The sequence below is a fragment of the Bradyrhizobium sp. ISRA442 genome (assembly GCF_038085055.1).
In the GTDB taxonomy this organism is placed as follows: domain Bacteria; phylum Pseudomonadota; class Alphaproteobacteria; order Rhizobiales; family Xanthobacteraceae; genus Bradyrhizobium.
The window spans coordinates 13,625-38,506 of sequence record NZ_JALGCN010000021.1 but is presented as its reverse complement, the minus strand read 5'-3'; the positions used below and the strand labels follow the sequence as shown (position 1 = coordinate 38,506).

The following is a 24,882-nucleotide window of genomic DNA, read 5'->3' as shown; positions in this document are numbered from 1 at the left end:
CTATGACGTCTGCCGCGGAGTACTCATCATCCGCCTTCGCGGATGGTGACAGCGATCAACGGGGGCGCAATCGCCCGTCTCACTCGCAACCGTTATCCCTCGAACGTCGCAACCGGCGCTCTCGGCGCTACTCGCCCTCGCGGCTCCACGGGAAGAGGTTGGCGGGAAAATCCGCTGCATAGCGCCTCCCCTTCGGGGGCGGCGGCGGCTCGTCCGGGGGATTCGGATTCGGCTCGACCACCCGCCGATAGAGGTGCCAGGTGGCATGACCGAGCACCGGCAGAGTGACAGCGAGACCGACGAACAGCGGCAGCGAGCCGAGCACGAGCAACGCTGCCACGATGAGGCCCCATCCGGCCATCGCAACCGGATTCGCCGCCACCACTCGCAGCGACGTGCGGATCGCATCGATCGCAGTCGCATGCCGGTCGAGCATCAACGGAAACGACACGACGCTGATGCACAGGGCCGCGACCGCAAACAGGAAGCCGACACCGCAACCGACGATGATGAGCCACCAGCCTTCCGGGGTCGTCAGCACGCGCGTTGCGAAGTCGGGGATGCTTGCAGCCGGCGCGTTGCCGAAGATCGTGACGTAGATTGCATTGGCGACACCGATCCAGGCCCCGAACAGGACGAGCAGGAGCACGCCAAGCTCGAGCATCGCGCCGAACGACGGCGCGCGCAGCACCTTGATCGCGTCCCAGGCACCGACCTCTTCGCCGCGCTCGCGGCGACGGCTGAGTTCGTAGAGACCGATCGCGGCAAAGGGACCGATCAAGGCAAACCCGGCGGCCAGCGGAAACAACAGCGGCAGCACCGAATAACCGAGGACCATCCTGAACAGGACGAGACCGAGAACGGGATAAATCACGCACACAACGAGCGCGTGACTTGGCATCGCCTGGAAATCCTCCCAACCCAGGCGCAGCGCCTCGGTCAGGTCGGACAAACTGATCTTGCGGATGGGATACGAGGCCGCTTCGCCGAATACATGCCGCCTCAAGATGTCGTGGGAGTACAGAGTGGCCATGAACGCACCCTCCCGTGCTGAAAATCGCGGTTTCGATAACACGCGCTTTTCAGCCACGCGTGTCCGCCTCTCGAGCGAGAAACGCGATGGGCCGAGTACCGCAACCCAGGTTCAGCGAAACGAGCCTGGCCGGACGGAACCCGTCGCGACCTGCATCACAAGCTTAGCGCGCACGGAAAACGACTGCACTCACGGTTGGGTGAATTGTGCATCCGCACATATTTGTGCGTTGCGTCAACCAAGCGGCCGCCACCTAACAGGTGCAACCGACGCTCTGCCGATTTCCCGGGCGACAGCAACGCCCGCGCCACATCAGCACGCCGACATGCTCTATTGACGCCGGGTTCGGCTGGGATCATCTTTAAACGCAGACGCCCTTAGCTCCGATGAGATTGGTGGTCACGACGGTTCTCTTGCTGTCGCGACCAGTGGAATGGGCGAGGCAAGAGGCCGGCGATGGCATAGACGCCAACCAAGAAAAGCCAGCCATCGCGACAGACGTGAGCTCCGCCCCGGATTCGTATCCGCAGCCTTTGATGGCAAGGATGGATCAGGATGGCTGTCGCACTGATACTGCTTTTGGTCGCGATCGGCTCGGTGCTGTTTCACCTCTACAGCCCGTGGTGGTGGACGCCGATCGCCACGAACTGGGCCTATATCGACCACACCATCAACATCACGTTCTGGATCACGGGCTTCGTTTTCGTCGCGGTCATCGCCTTCATGGCCTATTGCGTCTTCCGCTTTCACCACAAGGAGGGAAGAAGGGCTGACTATAATCCGGAAAACAAAAAGCTCGAATGGTGGCTTAGCGTCGGGACCGGCGTCGGCGTCGCGGCCATGCTGGCGCCCGGGCTCGTGGTCTGGCACCAGTTCGTGACGGTGCCAGCGAATGCCACCGAGGTCGAAGTCATGGGCCAACAATGGCAATGGAGCTTCCGCCTTCCGGGCAAGGATGGGCGGCTCGGCACATCCGATGTCCGCAACATCGGACCCGACAATCCGATGGGGCTCAATCGCGACGATGCACAATCGCAGGACGACGTCGTGATCGAGAACGGCGACCTGCACCTTCAAGTGGGAAAGCCGGTCAAGGTTCTCCTCCGCTCGGTTGATGTCCTGCACGATTTCTACGTGCCCGAATTCCGGGCCAAGATGGACATGGTTCCAGGCGTGGTGACGTATTTCTGGATAACACCGATCCGAACCGGAACGTTCGACGTTCTCTGTGCGGAGCTTTGTGGCGCTGCCCATTATCAGATGCGGGCCAAGGTCATCGTCGACGAAGAGCATGAATATCACGCCTGGCTGGACCAACAGAAAACGTTTGCAGAATTGTCGTCCGGAAAGGCCGTCGTGAAGGCGACGTATCAAGCCGGCAGCAAGTAGCAAGGTGCCGCCGCGAAGACAGATCGGGTGCGTGCAACCAACGCGTCGCTCCCGATGGAAACGACCGAGGAGGTTTTTCTATGGTCGATATTCCATATGAAGGGATCGCAGACATCCCGCCTGCCGAAGTACCTGATGTCGACCTCTATCATCCGAGGAGCTGGTGGACACGGTATGTCTTCTCGCAGGACGCCAAGGTGATCGCCGTTCAGTACGCGCTGACGGCTTCGGCCATCGGGCTGGTTGCCCTGGTGCTGTCGTGGCTGATGCGACTGCAGCTCGGATTCCCTGGTATCTTCTCTTTCATCGATGCCAACCAGTACCTCCAGTTCATCACCATGCACGGCATGATCATGGTGATCTACCTGCTCACCGCATTGTTCCTGGGCGGATTCGGCAACTACCTGATCCCGCTGATGGTCGGCGCCCGGGACATGGTCTTCCCCTATGTGAACATGCTGAGTTACTGGGTCTACCTGCTCGCAGTCCTGGTGCTGGCCTCGACATTCTTCGTGCCCGGCGGCCCCACGGGCGCCGGCTGGACGCTGTACCCGCCGCAGGCAATCCTCTCCGGAACGCCCGGGCAGGATTGGGGCATCATTCTCATGATGTCGTCGCTGATCCTGTTCATCATCGGCTTCACCATGGGCGGGCTGAATTATGTGGTCACGGTGCTCCAGGCGCGCACCCGCGGCATGACCTTGATGCGCCTGCCCCTCACGGTGTGGGGCATTTTCACGGCGACCGTCATGGCGCTGTTGGCATTCCCCGCGCTCTTCGTCGCCTCGGTGATGCTGCTGCTCGACCGTCTCTTGGGAACGAGCTTCTTCATGCCCTCCCTCGTCGAGATGGGCACTCTCTCGAAATATGGTGGCGGCAGCCCACTGCTTTTCCAGCACCTGTTCTGGTTCTTCGGCCACCCCGAGGTCTACATCGTCGCCCTGCCAGCCTTCGGCATCGTCTCCGATCTGATCAGCACGCATGCGCGCAAGAACATCTTTGGCTACCGCATGATGGTCTGGGCGATCGTGGCCATCGGCGCACTCAGCTTCATCGTATGGGCGCACCACATGTATGTGAGCGGCATGTTCCCGCAGTTCGGGTACTTCTTCGCCACCACGACGCTCATCATCGCCATCCCCACCGCGATCAAGGTCTACAACTGGGTGCTGACCCTGTGGCGCGGCGACATTCATCTCACGGTGCCGATGCTGTTCGCCCTCGGCTTCATCATCACCTTCGTGAACGGCGGGCTTACCGGCCTCTTCCTCGGTAACGTCGTCGTGGACGTGCCGCTCTCGGACACCATGTTCGTGGTCGCGCATTTCCACATGGTGATGGGCGTGGCACCGATCATGGTCGTGCTCGGCGCGATCTATCATTGGTACCCCAAGGTCACGGGGCGGATGCTGAACGAGGTCCTGGGCAAGCTTCACTTCTGGGCCACCTTCCTCGGCGCCTACCTGATCTTCTTCCCCATGCACTATCTCGGACTGCTCGGGGTCCCGCGTCGGTATTTCGAGCTCGGCGACGCGGCGTTCATCCCGCCCTCGGCCCATTCACTGAACGCCTTCATCTCTGTGGTGGCCCTGACCGTCGGCTTCAGCCAAATGGTGTTCCTGTTCAATCTTGCCTGGAGCCTGTTCAAAGGTAAGCCCTCGGGCGGCAATCCGTGGCGGGCGACGACCCTGGAGTGGCAGACGCCGGAGACGCCCCCCGGGCACGGCAACTGGGGCAAGGAGCTCCCGATCGTTTACCGCTGGGCCTATGACTACAGCGTGCCCGGTGCCGCGGAGGACTTCATTCCGCAGAACCAGCCGCCGCGCGCGACGCAGGTCGTTCAGGGAGCTGCTTCGTGAGCGCCATCATCCTGTTCCTGGCTGTGATCGCGGTCATCGCCGGATGGTGGCTGTCGCAACAGCGACTAATGGCAAAGCCTTGGCTGGAGGAAGGTCCGGTTGGTGACTTCCCCGGCGGTGATGCCATAACCTGGCCGGCCGCGAAGATCGGACTTGGCGTGTTTCTCGCCGTCGCGGGCGCATTGTTCGTCCTCTTCATCAGCGCCTACTCGATGCGCATGAACGAGGTGGACTGGCGGGCGCTGCCCGTGCCGCGGCTGCTGTGGCTCAACACGGGCGTCCTGGTCCTCAGCAGCGTCGCACTGCAGTACTCGTATGTGGCTGCGCGCCGAGATAACACCGAGGGCGTCATGGTCGGCCTGCTCGCGGGCGGAGCATCTGCGGTGATCTTCCTCGCCGGACAGCTCCTGGCCTGGCAGCAACTCAACGCGGCCGGATATTTCGTGGCGTCCAATCCGGCGAATTCGTTTTTCTACCTGTTGACCGCGGTGCACGGACTGCATCTGACGGGCGGCCTGGTGGCCCTCGGCCGAACCTCAGCCACGGTGTGGCGTGGCGCCGCGACCGTTGACATGCGCTTGAGCGTGGAGCTGTGCGCCATCTACTGGCACTTCCTGCTGCTGGTCTGGCTCGTCCTGCTCGGGCTCCTCACAGGCTGGACAGACGATTTCGTCAACATCTGTCGCCAATTGCTGAGCTAGGGAGGCAGGATCAGATGGCTGAGACCGTGCTGACAAATCCGGGCCAATCGCCTGCGCGGCCTGAAGGCTGGCGCGGCATCGCCGCCGACTGGGCGTCCGATCAGCGCGCCTTCAAGAACGTGTCCTGGGGCAAGGCCATGATGTGGATCTTCCTCCTCAGCGACACCTTCATCTTCAGTTGCTTCCTGCTCTCCTACATGACGGCACGCATGTCGACGACGGTGCCGTGGCCCAATACCAGCGAAGTCTTTGCCCTCAACATCGGCGATACACATATCCCGATGATCCTGATCGCCATCATGACCTTCATCCTGATCAGCAGTAGCGGCACGATGGCGATGGCCGTCAATTTCGGCTACCGCCGCGATCGTGTCAGAACCGCAGCCCTGATGCTGGTCACGGCGGCCTTCGGCGCGACCTTCGTCGGTATGCAGGCTTTCGAGTGGACCAAGCTGATCAGGGAAGGCGTCCGGCCCTGGGGCAACCCGTGGGGCGCGGAGCAATTTGGTGCGAGCTTCTTCATGATCACCGGCTTCCACGGCACCCACGTGACGATTGGTGTGATCTTTCTGATCGCCATTGCGCGGAAGGTCTTGCGCGGTGACTTCGACGTCGAGCGGCGCGGCTTCTTCACGAGCCGCAAGGGGTATTACGAGATCGTCGAGATCATGGGGCTGTACTGGCACTTCGTCGATCTCGTGTGGGTGTTCATCTTTGCCTTGTTCTATCTTTGGTGAGGTCGGCGCATGACAAACGCGGCAGTACACATGGAAGGACAGCTCCACGCTCCGGTGCATGGCGCAGTCGCAACAGCGGCCGTTCACACGAAGGGGCAACAGCACCCGATCAAGCTCTACCTCGTGGTCTGGGGCTGGTTGTTCGTCCTCAGCACCTGCTCCTTCCTCGTCGACTATTTTGGCCTTCATGGCTTTCTCAGGTGGTCGCTGATCCTGCTGTTCATGGTGGTGAAGGCCGGCCTGATCGTCGCCGTCTTCATGCACATGGCCTGGGAGCGGCTGGCCCTGACCTATGCCATCCTGGCGCCGCCGATCGCGGTGTTGGTATTTGTTGCCATCATGGTGCTCGAATCCGAATACACCCACTTGCTTCGGGTGCTGTTCTTCGCAGCCCCGTCGTAGCGGCAAGCCGAGTTCTCACTGTCACGCCAAGTTCTCACTGTCATGCCCCGCGAAGGCGGGGCATCCAGTACTCATTGGCCGGACTCGTCCCCGACGAACTCCGCCGCGGCGTACTGGATCATCCGCCTTCTCGGATGATGACAGGTAAGCGTGTAGCGAGACCGCCCGTCTCTCTCGGGTGCTACCCCTCGAACGCGTCGATCGAAGCGCGGCTGGCGGCTGACACGAGCGTCTCGTCCGGCGCGGGCAACGGTGCACCCCTGTCGCGGAAGCGGTTGGTGATGGGATAGCGGCGGTCGCGGCCGAAATTCCTGCCGGTCACCTTCACGCCGGGCGCGGCCTGGCGGCGCTTGTATTCGGCAACGTTGAGCAGATGGTCGATGTGCACGACCACCTCGCGCGCAAAGCCGGCGGCGATGATCTGGTCCAGCGGTTCCTCGCGCTCGACCAGACGCTCCAGGATGGCGTCGAGCACGTCATAGGGCGGGAGCGAATCCTGATCGGTCTGGTTCTCGCGCAGCTCCGCCGTCGGCGGTCGGGCGATGATGTCGGGCGGAATGATCTCGCCCGCAGGACCGAGCGCGCCATCCGGCTTCCACACGTTGCGCAACGCCGCCAGGCGGAACACCTGCGTCTTGTAGATGTCCTTGATCGGATTGAAGCCGCCGTTCATGTCGCCGTAGAGCGTGGCGTAGCCGACCGACATTTCCGACTTGTTGCCGGTGGTCACGACCATCAGCCCGGTCTTGTTCGAGATCGCCATCAAGAGCGTGCCGCGGGTGCGAGACTGAAGGTTCTCTTCGGTGATGTCAGGCGGCAGATTCTTGAATATATCGGAAAGGATGTTCTCGAAGCCGTTCACCGCCTCCGCGATCGGCAGGACCTCGTAGCGGATGCCGAGGTGGCCGGCGAGCTCACCGGCATCGGCGATCGAGCTCGCTGCCGTGAAGCGATAAGGCAGCATCACGCCGTGCACCTGATCCGCGCCGAGCGCGTCGACGGCGATCGCCGCGCACAGCGCTGAATCGATGCCGCCGGAAATGCCGAGCAGCACGCCGGGAAAGCCGTTCTTGGCGACGTAGTCGCGCAAGCCCAGCACACAGGCCGCGTAATCGGCCTGGTCGCCCTCGGGCAGCGCGGCGATCGGACCCGTGCAGCGCCAATCGTCACCATTCTTGCTGAAGCGCAGCGTGGTGATGCTCTCCGCAAACGCCGGCAGTTGCGCAGCGAGCGAAAGATCGCCGTTGAGTGCGAAGGAGGCACCATCGAACACCAGCTCGTCCTGGCCGCAGACCTGGTTGAGGTAGACCAGCGGCAGGCCACTCTCGGTGACGCGCGCGACCGCAACCGACAGGCGCACGTCGGCCTTGTCGCGGGCGTAAGGCGAGCCGTTCGGCACGAGGATGATCTCCGCGCCGGTCTCGGCGAGCGTCTCGACGACGTTCTCGTAGTCCTCGGATTCCTCCAGCCAGATATCCTCGCAGATCGGCACCCCGATCCGCACCCCGCGCACGATCACGGGACCGGCCGCGGGTCCGTGCGCGAACAGCCGCTTCTCGTCGAACACGCCGTAATTCGGCAGGTTGCACTTGAAGCGCAGTGCGGCGATGCGTCCCCCATCGAGTAGCGCGCAGGCATTGTAGAGCCTGCCCTCCTCGACCCAGGGCGTGCCGACCAGCATCGCCGGGCCGCCGTCCGCGGTCTCGCGCGCAAGGCTTTCGATCGCCGCGCGGCAGGCGGCCTGGAAGGCAGGCTTCTGCACGAGGTCTTCCGGCGGATAGCCGGCAATGAACAATTCCGGGAACAGCACGAGGTCGGCGCCGTCGGCCGCGGCCTGCGCCCGCGCGGCACGCGCCTTCTCGGCGTTGCCATCGATGTCGCCCACCGTCGGATTGAGCTGGGCGAGCGTGACCGCGAATTCGTTGAGACGTTCGGTCATGGGCGCCGCGCTCCGATCATCCCGCTAAACGAATCCCAATCGCTCGACCAGGGCAAAGATCCAGAACGCACCGGCCATCAGCAGCGCCACACCGACGGCGGCCGAGCCCATGTCCTTGACCCGCCCGATCTGCTTGTCGTGGTCCATGGTCAGGCGGTCGGCGAGCTTTTCGATCGCGGTGTTGAGCAGCTCGACCACCAGCACGAACGCGACGGCGCAGACCAGCTCGACCGCGCGCATGGCGGTCGCGCCGATGAACCAGGCGAGCGGCAGCGACAAGAGGAGCGCAAAAATCTCCTCGCGGACGGCCTGCTCCGAGCGGATCGCAAAGGCCAGACCGTTACGGGAATTGATCGTGGCCTTCCAGAGCCGCAGCAAGGTGTCAAAGCCCCGCTACGGCCGGCATCGGCTTGACCTTGCCAGCACGTTCCTGCTTGAGCAGCTCCGCGATCAGGAATGCCATGTCGATCGATTGTTCGGCGTTGAGGCGGGGATCGCAGACCGTGTGGTAGCGGTCATTGAGGTCCTCGTCCGTGATCGCACGGGCGCCCCCGAGGCACTCGGTGACGTCCTTGCCGGTCATCTCCAGATGCACGCCGCCGGGATGCGTCCCCTCGGCCGCGTGGATGGTGAAGAACGATTTCACCTCCGACAGGATGCGGTCGAACGGCCTCGTCTTGTAGCCGGTCGTCGAGGTGATGGTATTGCCGTGCATGGGATCGCAGGACCAGACCACCACTTTGCCCTCGCGCTTCACCGCGCGGATCAGGTTCGGCAGATATTCGGCCACCTTGTCGGAACCGAAGCGGCCGATCAGCGTCAGCCGGCCCGGTTCGTTGTCGGGGTTGAGCACGTCGATCAACTTCAGCAGCTCGTCGGCCTTCAGCGAAGGACCGCACTTCAATCCGATCGGGTTCTTGATCCCACGGAAATATTCGACATGACCGTGGTCGAGCTGACGGGTACGGTCGCCGATCCAGATCATATGGCCGCTTGTCGCGTACCAGTCGCCGGTGGTGGAGTCGACACGGGTCATGGCCTGCTCGTAGCCGAGCAGCAGCGCCTCGTGGCTGGTGTAGAAATCGGTTGCGCGCAGCTCGGGATGGCTCTCGAGATCGAGGCCGCAGGCACGCATGAAGTTGAGCGCGTCGGAGATGCGATCGGCCAGCTCCTTGTAGCGGCGGGACTGCGGGCTATCCTTGAGGAAGCCGAGCATCCACTGATGCACGCTGCCGAGATTGGCGAAGCCGCCGGTGGCGAAGGCGCGGAGCAGGTTCAGCGTCGCCGCGGACTGCCTATACGCCATCAACTGGCGCTGCGGATCCGGGACGCGCGCCTCCTTCGTGAACGCGATGTCGTTGACGATGTCGCCGCGATAGCTCGGCAGTTCGACGCCGTTCACCTTCTCGGTCGGCGAGGAACGCGGCTTGGCGAACTGACCGGCGATGCGGCCGACCTTCACCACCGGGACGGCGCCGGCATAGGTGAGCACGACCGCCATCTGCAGCAGCACGCGGAAGAAGTCGCGGATGTTGTTGGCGCCGTGTTCGGCAAAGCTCTCGGCGCAGTCGCCGCCCTGCAGCAGGAAGGCCTCGCCGGCCGCGACCCGCGCCAGCGCCTTCTTCAGGTTGCGCGCCTCGCCCGCGAACACCAGCGGCGGAAAGGTCGCAAGCTGCGCCTCGACGTCGGCCAGCGCCTTGGCGTCGGGATAATCGGGGACCTGTAGCACCGGCTTGCTGCGCCAGCTCTCGGGCGTCCACCGCTCGGACATCGCAATCTCTCCGTGAAGCAAAAAGTACAACCTGATCTGTGGGTTGCGAAGGGCCGCGTTATACACAGGCTGGCAACCGACCGCCAGTTGTAAATCCGTTTCGCATTGCAACCTCTTGCGAGGAAAGCCGAATTCGCATTTGCTGTAAACTGCGGGGAAACTGGAAGGACGCCGGCGCCCATGGAAGCGGCACTGGACGTCTTCGTCGACGATATCACCTTCCCGGCCACCGACGGCTATTCGCTGGCCGGCACCCTGTTCCTGCCGCGCGGCGCCAAGCGCCATGCCGTCCTGATCGATTCGGCAACCGCGGTCCCCCGCAAGATCTGTCGCGGCTTTGCCTCCTGCCTCGCCCACCGCGAGGTGCTGACGGCGAGGCCGTCCGAGGTCGGCGCCAAGGCGATCGGCCATTTCAGCTTCTTCCGCGCCGAGCACCGCGACACGCTGTGGCGCGGCGTGGCGGAATGGATCCAGGCGGAGTGAGACCCTGGCCTAACGAATGAACGTCGTCAGAGACGAATAGCGCTTGCCGGACCTTGGTTCCCTGGGCGCGAACTGCGCGAAGGCGTCGCTGACGCGCGCCGCCGGCGCCGTGCCGCTTGCAAATCGAAACTCCCTGGATCGCGGCGCGTAGAAATCGCTGCTGTAGTAGGTGTCGTCGAAGCGCGCCTCGCCGATGCCGAACAATGCGTCGCACACGAACAGGAGCGCCCAGACTCCCGCGACGGCCGCGATGATCTCCTTGAGAACAGACATGCTGATGCCCCGCCTTTTGCGGGAAGGATGCACGTCGGTTCCAAAGCTCAGGTTTAAGGCGGCGCGGTTCTTGCGCGCAGGGTTTGCCGCCGCTGAGCGGGTTGGGAACAATTTTAACGATCTTAAAAAGCGAAGCCCGCCTGACCAAATGATCGGGCGGGCTCCAGAGCTGGCCGCTCGGAGGTATCGGACGGCCAGGTTCATCCAGACGACCTTGGGCTCGGTGCGATGCACACCGTGCGGTGACGGCAACACCGAGCCGAGGTGACCTCAACCGTGCCCCATCTCCTTGCGATGCGCGTTGTCGGCGAGCCGATCGACCCATGCGATGCCGATCGCGGAGATGATGAAGGTCAGGTGGATCAGCACCTGCCACATCACGCCGGTCTCGGTGAAATTGCTGCGCGTCGTGCCGAGATTTCCCGCTTCGATGAAGGTTCGAAGCAATGAGATCGAGGAGATGCCGACGATCGCCATCGCGAGCTTGATCTTGAGCACGCTGGCGTTGACGTGGCTCAGCCACTCCGGCTCGTCCGGATGGCCGCGCAAATTGAGGCGCGAGACGAAGGTCTCGTAGCCGCCGACGATCACCATCACCAGCAGGTTCGAGATCATGACGACGTCGATCAGCCCGAGAACGGTGAGCATGATCTGCTGCTCGTTGACGTCGAACCAGTGCGCGGCGAGATGCCAGAGCTCCTTCAGGAACAGCAGCACATAGACGGCCTGCGCGACGATGAGGCCGACATAGAGCGGCAACTGCAGCCAGCGCGAGCCGAAGATCAGCTTCGGAAACAGGCCGATCGGCGGCTGGCCCGCGGAAGGTGCTTGGGCTTTGGACGTCATTGATCACTCCGGATTGCGGACAAGAGTTTTGGCATCAGAGGCTCGCAATAACCGGCGCGAGCTCGAGCGAGCCGCGATAGATCATCTCGACCGCGACATAGACGATGATGGCGAGACCGACATAGGCGATCCAGCGCTGCTTCTGCAGCACGCGGCCGAGCAGGTCCGCAGCGACGCCCATCATCGCGACCGACAGCAAGAGGCCGAAGGCGAGGATGTAGGGATGCTCGCGCGCCGCGCCTGCAACCGCCAGCACATTGTCGAGCGACATCGAGACGTCGGCAGCGACGATCTGCGCCGCCGCCTGGCCGAAGGTCTTTCGCGGTGCCGGTGCGCCATTTGCGCCGCCGCCATGGCTGAACGCAAGCTCGCGCCTGTGCGAAGATTGCTCGCGCAGCTCGCGCCACATCTTCCAGCACACCCATAGCAGCAGCACGCCGCCAGCGAGCAACAGGCCGATCACCTGCAGGAGCTGGGCCGCAATCCCGGCAAAGACGATACGGAGCGCGGTGGCTGCGGCGATGCCGACGATGATGGCGCGGCGGCGCTGGTCCGCCGGCAGGCCCGCCGCGGCGAGGCCGATGACGACGGCGTTGTCGCCGGCCAGCACCAGGTCGATCAGCACGACCTGGAACAGCGCAGCCAGCGCGTCGGCGGCGAGAAATTCAGTCATGGCGGATCATTTTTTGCTGCGGACGGATCGAGCCAATGCGGCTTGCGCCGCTCGACCCAATCGAGGACCTTCGAACGCGAGGCGCGCAGCGCGGGTACGTCCTCGGCAAGCAGCGCCAGACCAAGCGGCAGCATCCAGATGCCGAGCACAGGCAGGAAGGAGAGCACGCCGCCGACGACGAGCAGCGCGCCCGAAGGAATCCTGACCCAGCGGCTTGACGGACGGAGCAGGTAGGAGACGGCATCGCCCATGCGCGGCGGCAGACGATGAACCAGCGCGTCAAAGCGCGCGTCGCCACCGGTCGACTGGCCGTGGGCGCCATCACGCGTCGTGCGCTGGTCCGGAATCGTGCTCATGCTCACTCCGCGGAGGCCGCAGGTTGCACGGCATGCGCGGTGCGGGACGGGACCTGTTTTGCCCGTGGCAACACCAGCGTCAGCAGGCGCAACAGCTTGATCGCCTGCACCTCGTGAGGATGCACGTCCTCGTCCGCGGCCGCGACGCGCTCGGACAGATCCATGAGATGGGCGGCGAGCGGCAGATCGGCGACCGGCCGCAGCGTGTCGATCACCACGTTGGCGAAATCGGGCTGTTCGAGCCGCTCGGCGAGCTCGTCGAATATCGCGATGAGCCTGTCATCGCCGATGTGCGGCGCCAGTCCGCGGTCCCTGATGAAGCGGATCACCTCGTCGCGCTCGACAGGCGAGACGCGCCGGTCGGCGACGGCGACGAGCGCGCCGGCAATCACCAGCGCCACCGCAGCCTGCTCATTGAGGCTGGACGGCTCCGTGATCTCGATCTCGAGCGGATTTGAATGGTTGGCGTGAGACATCGTTGCTCCTCATCATTGCGCAAATGGCCGCGAGGAAGAGCGATGAGGACGATGTCGGAGAGAACAGACAGGCTGGGCCCGACGATCGGCCGATCCATCGCATTCGCGCGCGGGACAGGTCATCCGACATCGCGAGGTTTACCGACACCGTCGGTGTCCTCGCCAGAGGGGCCCGGATTCTTGTTGCTCTGAGAGATAACGGCGACCGGATCGGAATCAAGGCGGCACCCGTGCGACCAGCCGCCGCATCGGTTCCATGTTGCGATATGCGGGCAAGCCAGCTCAGGCGTCGGCGTTCCTGCGCGCCGGGGCACGATCCGGCTGTTTATGCTCCCACGTCTGTCACGACGCCGCAACATCCCCAGGTGTACGCAACCGCCTCCACACCGTCATTGCGAGCGCAGCGAAGCAATCCAGGCTGTTGCTGCGGAAAGACTCTGGATTGCTTCGCTGCGCCCGCAATGACGAAACTGGGGTCGGCTGCTGCCCCACAGTCGACACGGACGGCCGAACAGCGACGCCGCCTTAAAAACTCCGCGGTTGTTGTAGGCAACGTCCTGTGACACCATCCGAGCGCCGAGTTTTCATAGCCTTTCAGATGCCCTATGCGACGCCGGAAATATGCTTGGGAAACGCTGTCGGATGAGCAGTTGCTCAAGCAGCGCCTCAGTAGCCTGAGGGTTACGGTCAAAGGCACCTGGCTCGAGGATTGCGTCCACACTTTATACGAGGAGCTCGGCGAGCGGGGCATCCGGCTGCGGCCACACACGTGGATATCGAGCGAATGGTTTAGTCCGGCAAACGTGCCCGGCATTGCCATCCCGTTCTATCTCGCCCATCCCCGCCTGATGAAACTCGAGAAGAAGATGATGCTCGACGTCGAGGGCGGCGCTTGGTCCGAGTGCATGGCTATCCTCCGTCACGAGGCGGGTCATGCTTTGCAACACGGCTACCAGCTTCAACGTCGCCGGCGTTGGCAAAAGCTATTCGGCCCTTCTTCGAAGCACTACCCGCGCTACTACCGGCCCAATCCGGCCAGCCGGCGTTATGTCCAGCATCTTCGGCTCTGGTACGCGCAGAGCCATCCAGACGAAGACTTTGCCGAAACCTTTGCCGTGTGGCTGCGGCCGCGGTCCAACTGGCGAACACGTTATGCTGGCTGGTCAGCGCTGAAGAAGCTAGAATATGTCGACGAACTGATGGACGAGATTGCGGGGAAACCGCCGCTGCTCACGACGCACGAGCGCGTCGATCCACTGCGCGAACTCAACCAGACGCTTGGTGAACATTACCAAAAGAAGCAGGCGTTCTACGCTTTCAAGCCACCGAAGACCTACGACCGTGACCTGTCTCGGCTCTTTTCGAACGATCCACGGCATCGCCGGAAGGAAGCGGCATCAGTCTTCATTAGGCGACACCGGGCCCAGATCAGGCAGTTGGTGGCACGATGGACCGGCGAGAACCAACTTACGCTGGATGCTGTGCTGGACGGCATGATCTCCCGCTGCCGCGAGCTCGATCTGCGTGCCGTCGGCCCTGAGCGGAGGCTCGTGATGGACTTTACCGTCCTGTTGACTGCCAAGACGATGCACGCGCTGTTCGGGCCGTCGCAGCGCAAATGGATCGCGCTATGAGGCGCCTGCGTATCCTGGTTCTCATGCATCCGGACTTTATGCCTCCGGACTCTACCGACGGATACACCGAGCGACAGATCAATGAATGGAAGACGGAATACGACGTCGTAAGTACCTTGCGCGCGGCTGGCCATGACGTTCGTCCGCTCGGCGTTCAGGAGGAAATCAAGCCGGTGCGCGACGAGATCGACGAATTCAAGCCGCATGTGGTCTTCACGTTACTGGAGGAGTTCCACTATCAGACTGCGTATGACCAGCACATCGCGAGCTACCTCGAGTTGATGCAGATTCCGTACACAGGGTGCGGTCCGCGCGGCCTGGTGCTGGCGCGAGGCAAGGACTTGTCGAAAACGCTGGTGCATCATCGCCGGATCGCGGTGCCGGCCTTCGCGGTGTTCCCGATGCGTCGCAAAGTCAAAAGGCCTGCCCGCCTTTCGCTGCCGCTTATCGTCAAGAGCCTGAACGAGGATGGATCCCGGGGTATCTCGCAAGCTTCCGTCGTCGATACGGACGAGAAGCTCGCCGAGCGCGTCGCCTTCATCCACGAGCGGATCGAAACCGCTGCCATCGCGGAGCAATTTATCGAGGGACGAGAGCTCTACGTCGGCGTGCTCGGCAATAATCGGCTACGAGCTCTGCCGGTTTGGGAGTTGAAATTCGGTAGCATGGGAGGCCACGGCGCCCGTCACATCGCCACCGAGAAGGCCAAACACGATCCCACCTATCAGGAGCGCGTCGGAATTGCAGATGGGCCCGCCGACGACCTCGCGCCGGAAGTATCCGCCCGTATTCAGCGAACGGCGAAACGCATTTACCGGACACTGGGGCTCGATGGATATGCGCGCATCGACTTTCGCCTCTCGTCCGATGGCACGCCGTATTTCATTGAAGCGAATCCCAATCCCGAAATCGCCAAGAGCCAGGAATTCGCAACAGCGGCTCGGCATGACGGCCTCGACTACCCGGACCTGTTGCATCGCATTCTGGCTCTGGGAATGAGACGGGCAAAAGCGGGTGTATCCATAGGCTGAAAGGCAGCAAGGAGGCGCCGAAGCGGACATGGGACCCGGCCACGCAACGTGTCGGCGAATGACCCACGCGAACGTCGAGTGGACCTTCGGCAAGTGCTGCCAGCATAGACTGCGCCCACATCATTCCGGCAGGCCGGCCGCGCGCAGCGCGCGGCCAAGTTTCGATGCCAGCTCCGCCTCGCAGTTGACCCCGGCGAACTGGTTGCCGACGCGGAAATTCGGCTGCAACTCCAGAACGCAGGCAGCCGCCGCCCTCGCCTCGTCGAGCCGCCCGAGCGCAGCGAGCGATGCTGCGAGCTGGACCCAGGTGATGCTGTGCGCGGGATTGGCGAGATTGGACTTGTAGGCTGCGCTTGCCGCCTCCTCGTGGCGATCCCTGCGGAAATGGCCGAGCGCCTGCGCATCATAGGCGGCAAAGGCCCACGGATCGTACGGACTGAGGCGCATGCCGCGCTCGCTCCAATCGATCGCACGCTCCGCCTCACCAGCCCAGCCGGCGACGACGCTGCCGAGAATCCAGGCCAGCGCAGTCGAGGGGCTGAGCGCAAGCGCCGCCTCGAATGCGGCGAAGGCCGCCTGGCGGTCATGAGCGTCCATGCCGAGCGAGAAGCCGGCAAAGGTCAGCGCGAGCGCATCGTCGCGCCCGTGCTCGATTGCAAGTCGCGCGTGACGGACCGACGCCAGCCGGTCCTCTTCCTTCAGCCCTGCCCGCAGAAACCGATTGTGATAGCTCATCGCTGCCAGGCCGTGAGCCAGCGCATAGGTGGGATCAAGCGCCATGGCCCGCTGGAGCTCCGGCAACGCGAGCGCCGCACGATCGGGCATGCCCGAGTCGACGTCGGGCTGGGCGCGCAGCACGAGTTCGTAGGCATCGAGACTGTCAGGGCGTTTGCGTCGGATGCGCTCGACCTCGGCGCGACGCAGGCTCGGCTCGATCGCACCGACCACGGCGAGCGCGATCTCGTCCTGCAAGGCGAACAAATCGCCCACGGTTCGATCATAGCGCTCGGCCCAGATATGGGTGCCGCTTCCGGCGTCCGCGAGTTGCACGTTGATGCGGAGGCGGTCGGCGGCGCCCCGCACGCTGCCCTGCAGGACATAACGCACGCCGAGGTCGCGGCCCACCTGCTTGACGTCGGCGACGCGGCCCCGCCAGACGAAGCTGGAATTGCGCGCGATCACGAACAACCATCTGATCCGGGACAGCCCAGTGATGATATCGTCGGCCATGCCGTCGGCAAACCAGGCGGCTTCGCCTGAATGCTCGAACGGCAGTACGGCGATCGACGGCTTTACCGGCACCAACAGCGCAGTCCGATGGCCGGCTTCGTCCGCATTCGCCTTGACGCATGCCACCGGCGGGCCGACATAGCGGTACCCGCGACGCGGCAACGTCTCGATCCAGCGTCCTCCGCCGTCCTGCTCGAGCGCGCGCCGCAGTGCGGCGATCTGCACCGTGAGATTGCTTTCCTCGACATTGAGCCCCGGCCACGCGGCATCGATCAACGCATCCTTGCTGACGGGAGACCCGGCACGTTCCAACAGGATGCGCAGCAGTGCCGCACCGCGTTGGCCAAGCAATGTCGGCGCGGTGCCGCAAAACAGCGCGCCCGTCTCGGCATCGAGGGCAAAGGCGCCGAACTTGTAGGTGTCTGGTGCGGGCTGCGGGGCCATTTCGGGGACATTTTGCAACAATTTCGGAGGTCTTTCACGACCTTTGGAGGCGGCGAGAGCAGGCTGAGGCTCCCAACCACCGCAAATTGGAGCGTTTGGAGATGAGTGCAAAGCCGATCATCCGCAGGCCCGGCGAAGGCAAGCAGGTCAGGCTTGCCGGCCATCCCATGGCATTTCTGGTCACCGGCAACGACACGCGACACACCTCGATGTTCGAATGGACCATTCCGGCCGGCTTCTCGACCGGCCTGCATGTTCATCGCGTGCAGGAGGAGACGTTCTATGTCCTGGAGGGCGAGTGCGACTGGCAGGTCGGAAACGAGCGCGTGCGGGCCACGCCCGGCACCTACCTTTTTCTCCCGCCGGGCGTGCCACACAACATCGGCAACTCCTCCGACAAGGTCGCCCGCGTGCTCATGACGGTGTCCCCGCCCGGCCACGAGCGCTACTTCGAGGAGCTGGCCGAGACCGTGGCGCGCGGCGGCGCGGCCGATCCCGCCGAGATCGCGGCTTTGCGGGCCCGCTATGACACGGATCAGCTATCGGCACTGAAGAGTTAGCCCCGCGTTGTCAATTTGGACGCCATGTGGGCTGGGTCGCGTTGATTGAGAGCGACCCGGCTGATATCAGGCAGGCAGCGTATGCAAATACATTCAGCTCGCGCAGGAATGCGCCGTTATGCGCTCATTCCTGACGACAGCTTGAACCAGCTTGCGCGCGACGCCATCAAAGTCCGAGAGCTCGAGATAACCTTGAGCATAGGCTTCCCGCGTCAGGCGCTCAATGCGATGGTCGTCACCGGTCGACCATTGTTTGGCGATGTAGTCTGCGCCGGGCTGCCCAAAGATTTCAGGATAGCGTTCCATTTGGTTCTGGCGGTGGTAGTAGTATTCATTGATGGCGCTGATAAACTGCTTCCGCCCATCTCCCGCACAGCGCGCTCCGTAGGGACGCTCGAACGCCAGAGCAGCTTCGCTGCGCTGGCTTGCTCTCCCTTTCACCAGATACACTTCGTCGGAGCCATAGCCCGGACCGTCGATCGCCGTTGGGCGCTGGACTGTGTGTTGCGGCGCGAACGCCCACGCGGCCACCTGACACACGATAAGGGCCCAGATGATGAACCAGCCACGGCTCATTTGGAGTTCGCCGTCGCGCGTTGTCGCGGCAGGCACACTGGAGACGGATCGGACCACAAGCCAGGCCCCGCGAAGGCAAACACAGCGAGGCGGATATCCTCTGGAAAATCCTCCTGGACGACGCCTTTTTGTTCGAACGCCTCAGCAAGCGCCGCCTTAACGCGAATATCCAGCGGTGTTGAATAGGCCGCATTCGCCTGATCACGTTTCTTTTCGCTGCAGAACATCCCCAGCGCCGGATTTGGGCAGTCGTAAATCTTGATCCAGCCTCGCGCATAGGCGGACGTGGCTGCGATGAGGTTCGCTTTCATGGTCTTGTCGCACGGCGACATGGCGTAAGCGGTGCCTGCCTGGAGCGCGTCCATCCGCAGCGCATCGAGTTGTGGATCCTTGTCGCTTTGTAGGGTGTGCTCGGCTTCCCACATTTTTCGCTCACGAGCCTTTGCGCTCTCATCGCCGAACGACGCACTGAGCGTGGGCTTCAACCCACCGGTTGGTGAAGAGGTCGAAACAGGAAAGCCGCGAATCGCCCAGGAGACGCCGACGAATGTGGAGACGAACGCCATACATGCGAGAAGAGCAAATCGGCTCATGATGCGCACTCAAATTAGCCGCCACAACCTAGCCGTGTTACGTTAAGAGAAGTATTAATTTGCGGGTTCCGCTGCACAGGGTAAATGAACGTCTAAGAATGCCGTGCAGATTGAGCCACCGACGTCACCGAATGAGCCGTTTGAAGCATTCGCATCGCACGAGGCAACAAAGATCGGATTGTAGCCATCGGCTTCATGGTCATTTACATCCTTGGATTGCGTTAAACGTTGCTGAACACGTCGCAAGGCATAACCGCCCGCACGTAGCGACGCGGAGGACAACGACATGTGGCAGCCAGTTTGGCAGTTCCTGACCGCATCGGCTGTCGCACTCGGCTCTCTGATCGTGCCAGTCAGTGGGATCGCTCAAAACGCTCCTGCTCTGCCGACCCAGAGTCCCGGCCAGCCGCCGAGGCCCGTCGTCGCGTTCGATCTCGATGCGCATATCGCACAATCATTGGCGCCGGGCCTGCGGTATTATGCATTCCAGGAGCAGATCAAGGTACCCTTCAACGTCCATGACCTTGATCGCGACGGCGCGATTACGGAGGTCGACCGTCAGCGCAACCGCTCGAAGCATGAAGCCATGCATCGCGCCCATCAGATCGCCCTGATGCTTCAAGCCGATCTGAACAGTGACGGCATTATCACCACCGACGAACTCACGATCTTCGCGCGCCACCAGTCGCATTTTATCCCGGGAGAAGGACCCGAGAGCGACGCCCGGCGGCTCGAACAGGCACGGCGAGTCGTGGAGAGCCGAATGCGCGCCGATACGAATGGCGACGGCCGGATCGATTGGGACGAGACCTTTGCTTACGCGCGGAAATTCCCGGCGGCCCCGGGAACCGATTTCGACGCGCCTTACCGCATCCTGGTGAGCTATGACGCCGACGGCGACGGTAAGACCACGTTCAAAGAATATGCCGAAGCGATGGAGCTGCGCTTTGCGGCCGTCGATACCGACGGAGACGGCGTGATCTCGCGCGCCGAATTCGATGGCTATTGGCAGCGCGCAGGTCTGCCGGCGCCGCGCGTCAACGAGATTCAACCAAGCTACGACGAAAAGCTGGCCATCGAGTGCGCTGTCCCCAAAGCCGGAAAAGATCTCAGGTTCGTGCTCTTCAACGGGCATGAGCCGCTCGCGTTGTCGACGGCAGCGCTCGGTTCGCAGGATGAGGAAACGCGTACGACCAAGGTCATCATCGAGCCCGGCGGCGAGCCGCTCTATCTGGTCATGATCGCGTGGGATCGCATGATCTGGCAGTTCGAAGGCGCAGTCTACCGCGTGAAGCGTGTCATTCTGGCCGGCGGAGCGCCCAACGAAGGCGAATATCCGGCGGTCGGGGCCACTGGCCTCCCAAGTGAGGTCGTCACAATTGCCAAAGCAGGCCGGTGCAACAGCTTCTGGGTCAACATGACCGAACGCAATCCGAAAGAGACATCGTATAGGAGCAAGCTTCTTCTCGGACGCGACCCGGACATTGTCCTGACGGCCAAGCAGATGTGGAATGTGAAGCTGCCGTCGGGAACGACATCGATCCCGGATCCGGCCGACGCAGACAAAATATTCTCCAACCTTAATCCTGCCTGGCGCGAGGTTCGTGCGGATTTCCTCCGCTCCTATCCAGGTGGATTGATGTCGGTCGATGCGGCGGCCGTCATCGGTGCACAGGCCGTCACGCGTTACGAGGTCTTGCCGCAGGAGGCCGGCCTTTTGCAGCTCCTGACCGACGGAACACTGGTCCGCAATGGACGTGGCGAATTCGTCGTCACCCGTCAGACCCGCTTCCCGGCGGGGCTCGCCGGAGGTCATTCCGTCAGCTTCGTCGTCCCCAACGGCGTGCCGCGGCCGGCAGGCAATCCCGGCCACTCCAAGGTGACAATGGAGTAGCGGCATGATCTCCCGAATTCTTAGAGAACCGTCATTGCTCGCGCCGCCGTTGTTGGCGGTTGCAATTCTCAGCAACGCCGCTTGCGCTCAACCCGCACCAACTCCCGCGGCATCGGCGCGATCGCTACTTGGGCGCTCCACCCTGGCCGGCGAGACGCTCGTGCAGTACCTCGACAGGCGCGGCGAGGAGTTTCGCAAATTCGACGTGGATGGCGATAGCGAAATCACTGAAGCCGACCTCAAGCTGCAACGTCAGATCAACGAAGCCGCCGTCCGCGCGGGAGCGCTGTCCTCGCTTCTCCAGTTCGACCTCGATGGCGACGGCGTCGTGACTCGGGACGAGATCGAAACTTACCTCGCCGGAAACATGATGATGATATTGCTGTCGCAGAGTCGCGGCGACGCCGCCGACGCCGACCGTCAATTCCAATCGGCGGTGACGCAGGCGATGGCTCCGGACACCAACGGCGACGGTCGCATCGATGCCGCGGAGATGCTTGCAACAGCCGCGAAGCACGCAATCCGCTTCGGTGGCAATTCGCTGCAATGGGTCGCACTCACACTCGATGAGAATGGCGACGGGCGCGTCACGCGGGTGGAATATCTGCGGGCTGCGGAGGCAATTTTTTGGACCATCGACAGCAACGGGGACGGCGTCCTCTCCAAGGAGGAGATCGATGCATTCAGCAAGCAGGACGTTCAGGCGACGAAAACTACCAAGTGATAGCCTTACTCCGCCCCTTGCCCCAGCCGCTCGACGAGATGCGCGCGCGAGGGAGCAGGCTCGAACGGATCGGCGAAATATTGCGTCTCGTGCGCGACCAGGTCGTCACGGAATTCCATAATGCTCACCACGTAAGATGGCACACCGTCATAGGTCAGGACGAATTCCGTCACCCATAGATCGCCGCCGCCGACAATTCGCCGGACCGTGAGGCGTTTCCTGTTCGGTTGAAGGAAACGGCTCTCCTGAATGTTCCCGCGACCGTGGATCCGCTCACCCGATTGCGGATAATCAAGCACGGCATCATCGCGATAGATGTCATGCTCGGCCTCGAAATCGTTTGCGTCCGAAGCATCCCAATGGTGCTGAAGCGCCATCATCTTGGCCCGATCATCCATATCGACCTCCGATCCAGGCTTCCCTCATCGACCCAGCAGCACAATCTTGAAGCTGCCGCCTCCGGGAATGAAGCTATACAACGCGGCCCTCACTTCGTACTGATCACGAGCGTGAGATATCGCTCCTTCCCGCGAACGACGGATGGTCGAGATGAAAACGAGTCCCGGACGCCGCGCCGGCCGGATGGGAGCGCGCCAGATCTACGAGGCGCTGAGGGATCAGATCCTGGCGCGGGTTTACGGCACTGACGATCTCTTGCCGTCGTCGCGGGCGCTCGCCGACGAGATGGGCGTGGCGCGTTCGACCGTCACCGTCGCCTACGAGCAGCTTGCCGCTGAGGGCTTTATCGAGACACGCCACGGCGCGCGGCCACGCGTCGCCCGCGCCGTCGTCGAGCGGGGACGAGCGCGCGCCGCGTCCCGGCCGTCGACACGCAAGGCGCGGCTGTCGAAGTTCGGCGAGCAGTTGCGGCAGGACCCGCCGCGCTGGAGCGAGCCGCCGCGCGGTCTGGTCGCGAACTTCCGGTACGGCGAGCTTTCGCCGTCGGACTTTCCCGCGCTGGCGTGGAAGAAGGCCGCGGTCGCGGCGATGAACCGCAAGCGCGAACGGCTGGCCTATGACGATCCGTGCGGCTCGCTGCGGCTCCGCACGGCACTTCAAGGATATCTGTGGCGATCGCGAACCGTGCGATGCGAGGTCGACCAGATCGTTGTCGTGAACGGCTCGCAGCAGGGCCTCGACATCTGCGCGCGCCTGCTGCTCGACGCCGGCGACCGCTTCGTCATGGAGGATCCCGGATACCTGATGGCGCGGCACACTTTTGCGGCGACGGGCGCCGTGGCGATCCCAATTCCGGTCGATCAGGACGGCCTCGAGACCGAGCGCCTCGACGGCGTCGAGGCTCGCCTCGCCTATGTGACGCCGTCGCATCAATATCCGCTGGGCGGCGTCCTGCCGATCGGACGCCGGCACCAGTTGCTCGCCTGGGCGAGGAGGGCCGACGCTTGTGTGATCGAGGACGACTACGACAGCGAGTACCGCTACGACACCAAGCCGATCCCGCCGCTGCATGCGCTCGAAGGCAGCGACAACGTGATCTATCTCGGGACCATCTCCAAGACACTCTCTCCGACGCTGCGCATCGGCTATCTGGTGGTGCCCTCCGGGCTTCGGTCCCTGTTCGGCGCCGCCAAGCAGATCATGGACCGGCACACACCGCTGCTCGAGCAGGAGGCCCTCGCCGCGATGCTGGAGAGCGGCGCCTATGAGAGCCACGTCCGGCGTGTCCGCCGGCGCAACGCCGAACGCCAGCAGGCGCTGCTCAGTGCCTTACGCCGCCGGTTCGGCGACCGGGTCCGGATCGACGGCGCAGCCGCCGGCCTGCATGTGGTGGCGTGGTTCGACGACCTGCCGCAAACGCGCGAAGCGGCGTTGATCGAGGCGGCCCGCGCAAAGGGCGTCGGCATCTATCCCATCTCCGCACTGTTCGACGGGCGCCGCCCGGGCCGCCGCAGGTCGCGGGAGGCGGTCGGCCTCGTCATGGGCTATTCGGCGCTCGAGATCGCACAGATCGAGCACGGCTGCCGGCTCCTCGCCCGAGCCGTCGACGAGGTCAGCAGCAAATAACTGGACTGGTAAAATCTCTTCGAACTGGTCGTTTCCTGCAGACCAGATTTCGACTATCTCCGAGCTAACGGAGATAGACCATGTACATACCACCCGCCTTCAGGGACGACGACATCGCGAGCATTCGGGCCAGCATCCGCACCGCGCGCCTCGCCAGCCTGGTCACGGCCACGGCCGACGGTCCGGTGGCCACCCCGCTGCCGCTCTTCCTCGACGAGAGCGAAGGCGAGCACGGCGTGCTCTACGGCCATCTGGCGAAGGCCAATCCGCAATGGCAGCTAGCCCCGATCGGTCACGCGCTGGCGATCTTTGCCGGTCCCAACGCTTATGTGACGCCGTCCTGGTACGCGACCAAACAGGAGACCGGAAAGGTCGTGCCGACCTGGAACTACATCGCCGTGCATGCCTACGGCCCGGTGGAATTCTTCCACGAACCTGAACGGTTGCTCGATGCGGTCACGCGGCTCACCAACAGGCATGAAGGATCGCGCGCCAAGCCTTGGGCCGTCACCGACGCCCCCGCCGACTTCATCGCCGCGCAGCTCCGTGGAATCGTGGGCCTGCGCATTCCCGTGGTGCGGTTCGAGGGCAAGCGCAAGATGAGCCAGAACCGTCCCGAGGCCGACCGTATCGGCGTCGCGGCCGGGCTCGCGGCCAGCGAGGACGCCGGCGATCGCGAGGTTGCTCCCCTGATCCCGCTTCCGGCTTGAACGAGGCACGCGGCGGCGAGCCGGAGAACCAGGGTGGACCAAGAGATGTTGAAGCTGACGTTTCCGATGATCCTGGCCATGGCGGCCGGGATCTGCCTCGTTGTGCAACAGGCGCTCAACGCGAACCTGCGGACGGCGTTGAGCTCGGCTGCCTGGTCGGGCTTCATGAGCTACTTCATCGGCGTCCTCTGCATGGCGGCGCTGGCGCTCCTCTTGCGAGATCCTGTCCCTTCGGCTGCGACCGCGGCCCGAATACCCTGGTTCGCATGGAGCGGCGGACTGTTCGGCGCCATCTACATCGGCTTGGGAATCTTTCTCGTCCCGCAGCTCGGCGCGGCTACATTCTTTGCGCTACTGATCGCCGGCCAGATGTTCGGATCGATCGCGCTCGACCATTTCGGTGCGATGGGCGTTCCCGTCCATCCCGTTAGCGCAATCCGGATCATCGGCGCCGCGCTGCTGGTCGGCGGCGTCGTCCTGATTCGCATGTAGGGCGGCGCGGCAGCTTGCTGGGCATCGCGCG

The 24,882-nt window shown here is 63.3% G+C and carries 26 protein-coding genes and 1 pseudogene; 14 read left to right on the top strand and 13 right to left on the bottom strand.

The window, feature by feature from the left end; all coding sequences use genetic code 11:
- Nucleotides 1-127 precede the first annotated feature (127 nt).
- Nucleotides 128-1,033: a DUF2189 domain-containing protein gene (locus MTR72_RS31460; RefSeq protein WP_280964557.1), complete on the bottom strand. Its 906-nt coding sequence runs from the start codon at nucleotides 1,031-1,033 to the stop codon at nucleotides 128-130.
- Between the two features lie 555 nt (nucleotides 1,034-1,588).
- On the opposite strand from MTR72_RS31460, the gene MTR72_RS31455 reads away from it, so the two are divergent.
- The 5 genes from MTR72_RS31455 (at nucleotide 1,589) to MTR72_RS31435 (ending at nucleotide 6,121) form a co-directional block, all read left to right on the top strand.
- The gene (locus MTR72_RS31455) at nucleotides 1,589-2,422 is read left to right on the top strand and encodes a cytochrome c oxidase subunit II (RefSeq protein WP_280964558.1); all 834 of its coding nucleotides are present in this window, start codon (nucleotides 1,589-1,591) and stop codon (nucleotides 2,420-2,422) included.
- Nucleotides 2,423-2,502: 80 nt separating this feature from the next.
- Complete coding sequence (locus MTR72_RS31450) at nucleotides 2,503-4,281, top strand: cbb3-type cytochrome c oxidase subunit I (protein WP_280964559.1); 1,779 nt, start codon at nucleotides 2,503-2,505, stop codon at nucleotides 4,279-4,281.
- Nucleotides 4,278-4,982 (top strand): cytochrome c oxidase subunit 3, encoded by a 705-nt coding sequence (locus MTR72_RS31445; protein WP_280964560.1) that lies wholly within the window; start codon nucleotides 4,278-4,280, stop codon nucleotides 4,980-4,982. The genes MTR72_RS31450 and MTR72_RS31445 overlap by 4 nt, the downstream gene beginning before the upstream one ends.
- 14 nt (nucleotides 4,983-4,996) lie before the next feature.
- Entirely contained in the window at nucleotides 4,997-5,719 is a 723-nt protein-coding gene (locus tag MTR72_RS31440) for a heme-copper oxidase subunit III family protein (RefSeq protein WP_280964561.1), read from the top strand.
- A 9-nt stretch (nucleotides 5,720-5,728) separates the two neighbouring features.
- Nucleotides 5,729-6,121, top strand: coding sequence for a cytochrome C oxidase subunit IV family protein (locus MTR72_RS31435; protein WP_280964562.1), 393 nt, complete (start codon nucleotides 5,729-5,731; stop codon nucleotides 6,119-6,121).
- Nucleotides 6,122-6,302: 181 nt separating this feature from the next.
- On the opposite strand, the gene MTR72_RS31430 is transcribed toward MTR72_RS31435, so the two are convergent.
- Genes MTR72_RS31430 through MTR72_RS31420 form a run of 3 tightly spaced genes read right to left on the bottom strand, consistent with a single transcriptional unit; the run spans nucleotide 6,303 to nucleotide 9,831 of the window.
- A complete protein-coding gene (locus tag MTR72_RS31430; RefSeq protein WP_280964563.1) occupies nucleotides 6,303-8,060 on the bottom strand; it encodes an NAD+ synthase in 1,758 nt (585 codons plus the stop codon).
- A gap of 24 nt (nucleotides 8,061-8,084) precedes the next feature.
- Entirely contained in the window at nucleotides 8,085-8,438 is a 354-nt protein-coding gene (locus MTR72_RS31425; RefSeq protein ID WP_280964564.1) for a diacylglycerol kinase, read from the bottom strand.
- A 4-nt stretch (nucleotides 8,439-8,442) separates the two neighbouring features.
- Nucleotides 8,443-9,831: a class II 3-deoxy-7-phosphoheptulonate synthase gene (locus MTR72_RS31420; protein WP_280964565.1), complete on the bottom strand. Its 1,389-nt coding sequence runs from the start codon at nucleotides 9,829-9,831 to the stop codon at nucleotides 8,443-8,445.
- A 180-nt stretch (nucleotides 9,832-10,011) separates the two neighbouring features.
- Here MTR72_RS31420 and MTR72_RS31415 point away from each other — a divergent pair.
- A pseudogene (locus tag MTR72_RS31415) lies at nucleotides 10,012-10,191 on the top strand (alpha/beta fold hydrolase); the annotation flags it as partial.
- A 132-nt stretch (nucleotides 10,192-10,323) separates the two neighbouring features.
- Here the strand turns inward: MTR72_RS31415 and MTR72_RS31410 are convergent.
- The 5 genes from MTR72_RS31410 to MTR72_RS31390 form a co-directional block, all read right to left on the bottom strand.
- Entirely contained in the window at nucleotides 10,324-10,791 is a 468-nt protein-coding gene (locus MTR72_RS31410) for a hypothetical protein (protein ID WP_280964567.1), read from the bottom strand.
- A gap of 66 nt (nucleotides 10,792-10,857) precedes the next feature.
- Nucleotides 10,858-11,433: a TIGR00645 family protein gene (locus tag MTR72_RS31405; protein WP_280964568.1), complete on the bottom strand. Its 576-nt coding sequence runs from the start codon at nucleotides 11,431-11,433 to the stop codon at nucleotides 10,858-10,860.
- A 34-nt stretch (nucleotides 11,434-11,467) separates the two neighbouring features.
- A complete protein-coding gene (locus MTR72_RS31400; RefSeq protein ID WP_280964569.1) occupies nucleotides 11,468-12,106 on the bottom strand; it encodes a TerC family protein in 639 nt (212 codons plus the stop codon).
- Nucleotides 12,103-12,462 (bottom strand): hypothetical protein, encoded by a 360-nt coding sequence (locus MTR72_RS31395; protein WP_280964570.1) that lies wholly within the window; start codon nucleotides 12,460-12,462, stop codon nucleotides 12,103-12,105. The genes MTR72_RS31400 and MTR72_RS31395 overlap by 4 nt, the downstream gene beginning before the upstream one ends.
- Before the next feature lie 2 nt (nucleotides 12,463-12,464).
- On the bottom strand, nucleotides 12,465-12,938 hold the full coding sequence (locus MTR72_RS31390; protein ID WP_280964571.1) for a tellurite resistance TerB family protein: 474 nt from the start codon (nucleotides 12,936-12,938) through the stop codon (nucleotides 12,465-12,467).
- A gap of 605 nt (nucleotides 12,939-13,543) precedes the next feature.
- Here MTR72_RS31390 and MTR72_RS31385 point away from each other — a divergent pair.
- Together MTR72_RS31385 and MTR72_RS31380 are read left to right on the top strand one after the other, a co-directional pair.
- On the top strand, nucleotides 13,544-14,572 hold the full coding sequence (locus tag MTR72_RS31385) for a putative zinc-binding metallopeptidase (RefSeq protein WP_280964572.1): 1,029 nt from the start codon (nucleotides 13,544-13,546) through the stop codon (nucleotides 14,570-14,572).
- A complete protein-coding gene (locus tag MTR72_RS31380; RefSeq protein WP_280964573.1) occupies nucleotides 14,569-15,603 on the top strand; it encodes a D-alanine--D-alanine ligase family protein in 1,035 nt (344 codons plus the stop codon). Before MTR72_RS31385 ends, MTR72_RS31380 begins: the two co-directional genes overlap by 4 nt.
- Nucleotides 15,604-15,723: 120 nt before the next feature.
- On the opposite strand, the gene MTR72_RS31375 is transcribed toward MTR72_RS31380, so the two are convergent.
- Entirely contained in the window at nucleotides 15,724-17,277 is a 1,554-nt protein-coding gene (locus tag MTR72_RS31375; RefSeq protein WP_341511759.1) for a winged helix-turn-helix domain-containing tetratricopeptide repeat protein, read from the bottom strand.
- Between the two features lie 101 nt (nucleotides 17,278-17,378).
- Here MTR72_RS31375 and MTR72_RS31370 point away from each other — a divergent pair, with 101 nt between their 5' ends.
- Nucleotides 17,379-17,837, top strand: coding sequence for a cupin domain-containing protein (locus MTR72_RS31370; protein ID WP_280964575.1), 459 nt, complete (start codon nucleotides 17,379-17,381; stop codon nucleotides 17,835-17,837).
- A gap of 93 nt (nucleotides 17,838-17,930) precedes the next feature.
- Here the strand turns inward: MTR72_RS31370 and MTR72_RS31365 are convergent, their stop codons facing one another.
- Both MTR72_RS31365 and MTR72_RS31360 read right to left on the bottom strand, forming a co-directional pair.
- Nucleotides 17,931-18,413: a hypothetical protein gene (locus MTR72_RS31365; protein WP_280964576.1), complete on the bottom strand. Its 483-nt coding sequence runs from the start codon at nucleotides 18,411-18,413 to the stop codon at nucleotides 17,931-17,933.
- Nucleotides 18,410-19,006: a hypothetical protein gene (locus MTR72_RS31360; RefSeq protein WP_280964577.1), complete on the bottom strand. Its 597-nt coding sequence runs from the start codon at nucleotides 19,004-19,006 to the stop codon at nucleotides 18,410-18,412. The genes MTR72_RS31365 and MTR72_RS31360 overlap by 4 nt, the downstream gene beginning before the upstream one ends.
- Before the next feature lie 286 nt (nucleotides 19,007-19,292).
- Between MTR72_RS31360 and MTR72_RS31355 the strand changes: the two genes are divergently transcribed.
- Nucleotides 19,293-20,900, top strand: a complete 1,608-nt coding sequence (locus tag MTR72_RS31355; RefSeq protein WP_341511758.1) for an EF-hand domain-containing protein — start codon at nucleotides 19,293-19,295, stop codon at nucleotides 20,898-20,900.
- 34 nt (nucleotides 20,901-20,934) lie between these two features.
- Nucleotides 20,935-21,624, top strand: coding sequence for an EF-hand domain-containing protein (locus tag MTR72_RS31350; RefSeq protein WP_280964580.1), 690 nt, complete (start codon nucleotides 20,935-20,937; stop codon nucleotides 21,622-21,624).
- Nucleotides 21,625-21,629: 5 nt separating this feature from the next.
- Here the strand turns inward: MTR72_RS31350 and MTR72_RS31345 are convergent, their stop codons facing one another.
- Nucleotides 21,630-22,022 (bottom strand): nuclear transport factor 2 family protein, encoded by a 393-nt coding sequence (locus tag MTR72_RS31345; RefSeq protein WP_280964581.1) that lies wholly within the window; start codon nucleotides 22,020-22,022, stop codon nucleotides 21,630-21,632.
- A 151-nt stretch (nucleotides 22,023-22,173) separates the two neighbouring features.
- Between MTR72_RS31345 and pdxR the strand changes: the two genes are divergently transcribed.
- The 3 genes from pdxR to MTR72_RS31330 all read left to right on the top strand — a co-directional run bounded on the left by pdxR (nucleotide 22,174) and on the right by MTR72_RS31330 (nucleotide 24,851).
- Nucleotides 22,174-23,649: a MocR-like pyridoxine biosynthesis transcription factor PdxR gene (gene pdxR / locus MTR72_RS31340; RefSeq protein ID WP_445819650.1), complete on the top strand. Its 1,476-nt coding sequence runs from the start codon at nucleotides 22,174-22,176 to the stop codon at nucleotides 23,647-23,649.
- An 80-nt stretch (nucleotides 23,650-23,729) separates the two neighbouring features.
- Nucleotides 23,730-24,359 (top strand): FMN-binding negative transcriptional regulator, encoded by a 630-nt coding sequence (locus MTR72_RS31335; protein ID WP_280964583.1) that lies wholly within the window; start codon nucleotides 23,730-23,732, stop codon nucleotides 24,357-24,359.
- Nucleotides 24,360-24,404: 45 nt separating this feature from the next.
- Nucleotides 24,405-24,851, top strand: coding sequence for a DMT family transporter (locus MTR72_RS31330; protein ID WP_280971016.1), 447 nt, complete (start codon nucleotides 24,405-24,407; stop codon nucleotides 24,849-24,851).
- The last annotated feature ends 31 nt before the right edge of the window (nucleotides 24,852-24,882 follow it).

Excerpts from the sequence above, each read along its gene's own strand:
- MTR72_RS31375 (WP_341511759.1), bottom strand. The coding sequence starts at position 17,277 with ATGGCCCCGCAGCCCGCACCAGACACCTACAAGTTCGGCGCCTTTGCC.
- MTR72_RS31440 (WP_280964561.1), top strand. The coding sequence starts at position 4,997 with ATGGCTGAGACCGTGCTGACAAATCCGGGCCAATCGCCTGCGCGGCCT.
- MTR72_RS31410 (WP_280964567.1), bottom strand. The coding sequence starts at position 10,791 with ATGAACCTGGCCGTCCGATACCTCCGAGCGGCCAGCTCTGGAGCCCGC.
- MTR72_RS31370 (WP_280964575.1), top strand. The coding sequence starts at position 17,379 with ATGAGTGCAAAGCCGATCATCCGCAGGCCCGGCGAAGGCAAGCAGGTC.
- MTR72_RS31385 (WP_280964572.1), top strand. The coding sequence starts at position 13,544 with ATGCGACGCCGGAAATATGCTTGGGAAACGCTGTCGGATGAGCAGTTG.
- MTR72_RS31450 (WP_280964559.1), top strand. The coding sequence starts at position 2,503 with ATGGTCGATATTCCATATGAAGGGATCGCAGACATCCCGCCTGCCGAA.
- MTR72_RS31460 (WP_280964557.1), bottom strand. The coding sequence starts at position 1,033 with ATGGCCACTCTGTACTCCCACGACATCTTGAGGCGGCATGTATTCGGC.
- MTR72_RS31435 (WP_280964562.1), top strand. The coding sequence starts at position 5,729 with ATGACAAACGCGGCAGTACACATGGAAGGACAGCTCCACGCTCCGGTG.
- MTR72_RS31420 (WP_280964565.1), bottom strand. The coding sequence starts at position 9,831 with ATGTCCGAGCGGTGGACGCCCGAGAGCTGGCGCAGCAAGCCGGTGCTA.
- pdxR (WP_445819650.1), top strand. The coding sequence starts at position 22,174 with ATGAAAACGAGTCCCGGACGCCGCGCCGGCCGGATGGGAGCGCGCCAG.
- MTR72_RS31355 (WP_341511758.1), top strand. The coding sequence starts at position 19,293 with ATGTGGCAGCCAGTTTGGCAGTTCCTGACCGCATCGGCTGTCGCACTC.
- MTR72_RS31330 (WP_280971016.1), top strand. The coding sequence starts at position 24,405 with ATGTTGAAGCTGACGTTTCCGATGATCCTGGCCATGGCGGCCGGGATC.
- MTR72_RS31405 (WP_280964568.1), bottom strand. The coding sequence starts at position 11,433 with ATGACGTCCAAAGCCCAAGCACCTTCCGCGGGCCAGCCGCCGATCGGC.
- MTR72_RS31360 (WP_280964577.1), bottom strand. The coding sequence starts at position 19,006 with ATGAGCCGATTTGCTCTTCTCGCATGTATGGCGTTCGTCTCCACATTC.
- MTR72_RS31430 (WP_280964563.1), bottom strand. The coding sequence starts at position 8,060 with ATGACCGAACGTCTCAACGAATTCGCGGTCACGCTCGCCCAGCTCAAT.
- MTR72_RS31390 (WP_280964571.1), bottom strand. The coding sequence starts at position 12,938 with ATGTCTCACGCCAACCATTCAAATCCGCTCGAGATCGAGATCACGGAG.
- MTR72_RS31395 (WP_280964570.1), bottom strand. The coding sequence starts at position 12,462 with ATGAGCACGATTCCGGACCAGCGCACGACGCGTGATGGCGCCCACGGC.
- MTR72_RS31455 (WP_280964558.1), top strand. The coding sequence starts at position 1,589 with ATGGCTGTCGCACTGATACTGCTTTTGGTCGCGATCGGCTCGGTGCTG.
- MTR72_RS31335 (WP_280964583.1), top strand. The coding sequence starts at position 23,730 with ATGTACATACCACCCGCCTTCAGGGACGACGACATCGCGAGCATTCGG.
- MTR72_RS31380 (WP_280964573.1), top strand. The coding sequence starts at position 14,569 with ATGAGGCGCCTGCGTATCCTGGTTCTCATGCATCCGGACTTTATGCCT.
- MTR72_RS31400 (WP_280964569.1), bottom strand. The coding sequence starts at position 12,106 with ATGACTGAATTTCTCGCCGCCGACGCGCTGGCTGCGCTGTTCCAGGTC.
- MTR72_RS31345 (WP_280964581.1), bottom strand. The coding sequence starts at position 22,022 with ATGGATGATCGGGCCAAGATGATGGCGCTTCAGCACCATTGGGATGCT.
- MTR72_RS31365 (WP_280964576.1), bottom strand. The coding sequence starts at position 18,413 with ATGAGCCGTGGCTGGTTCATCATCTGGGCCCTTATCGTGTGTCAGGTG.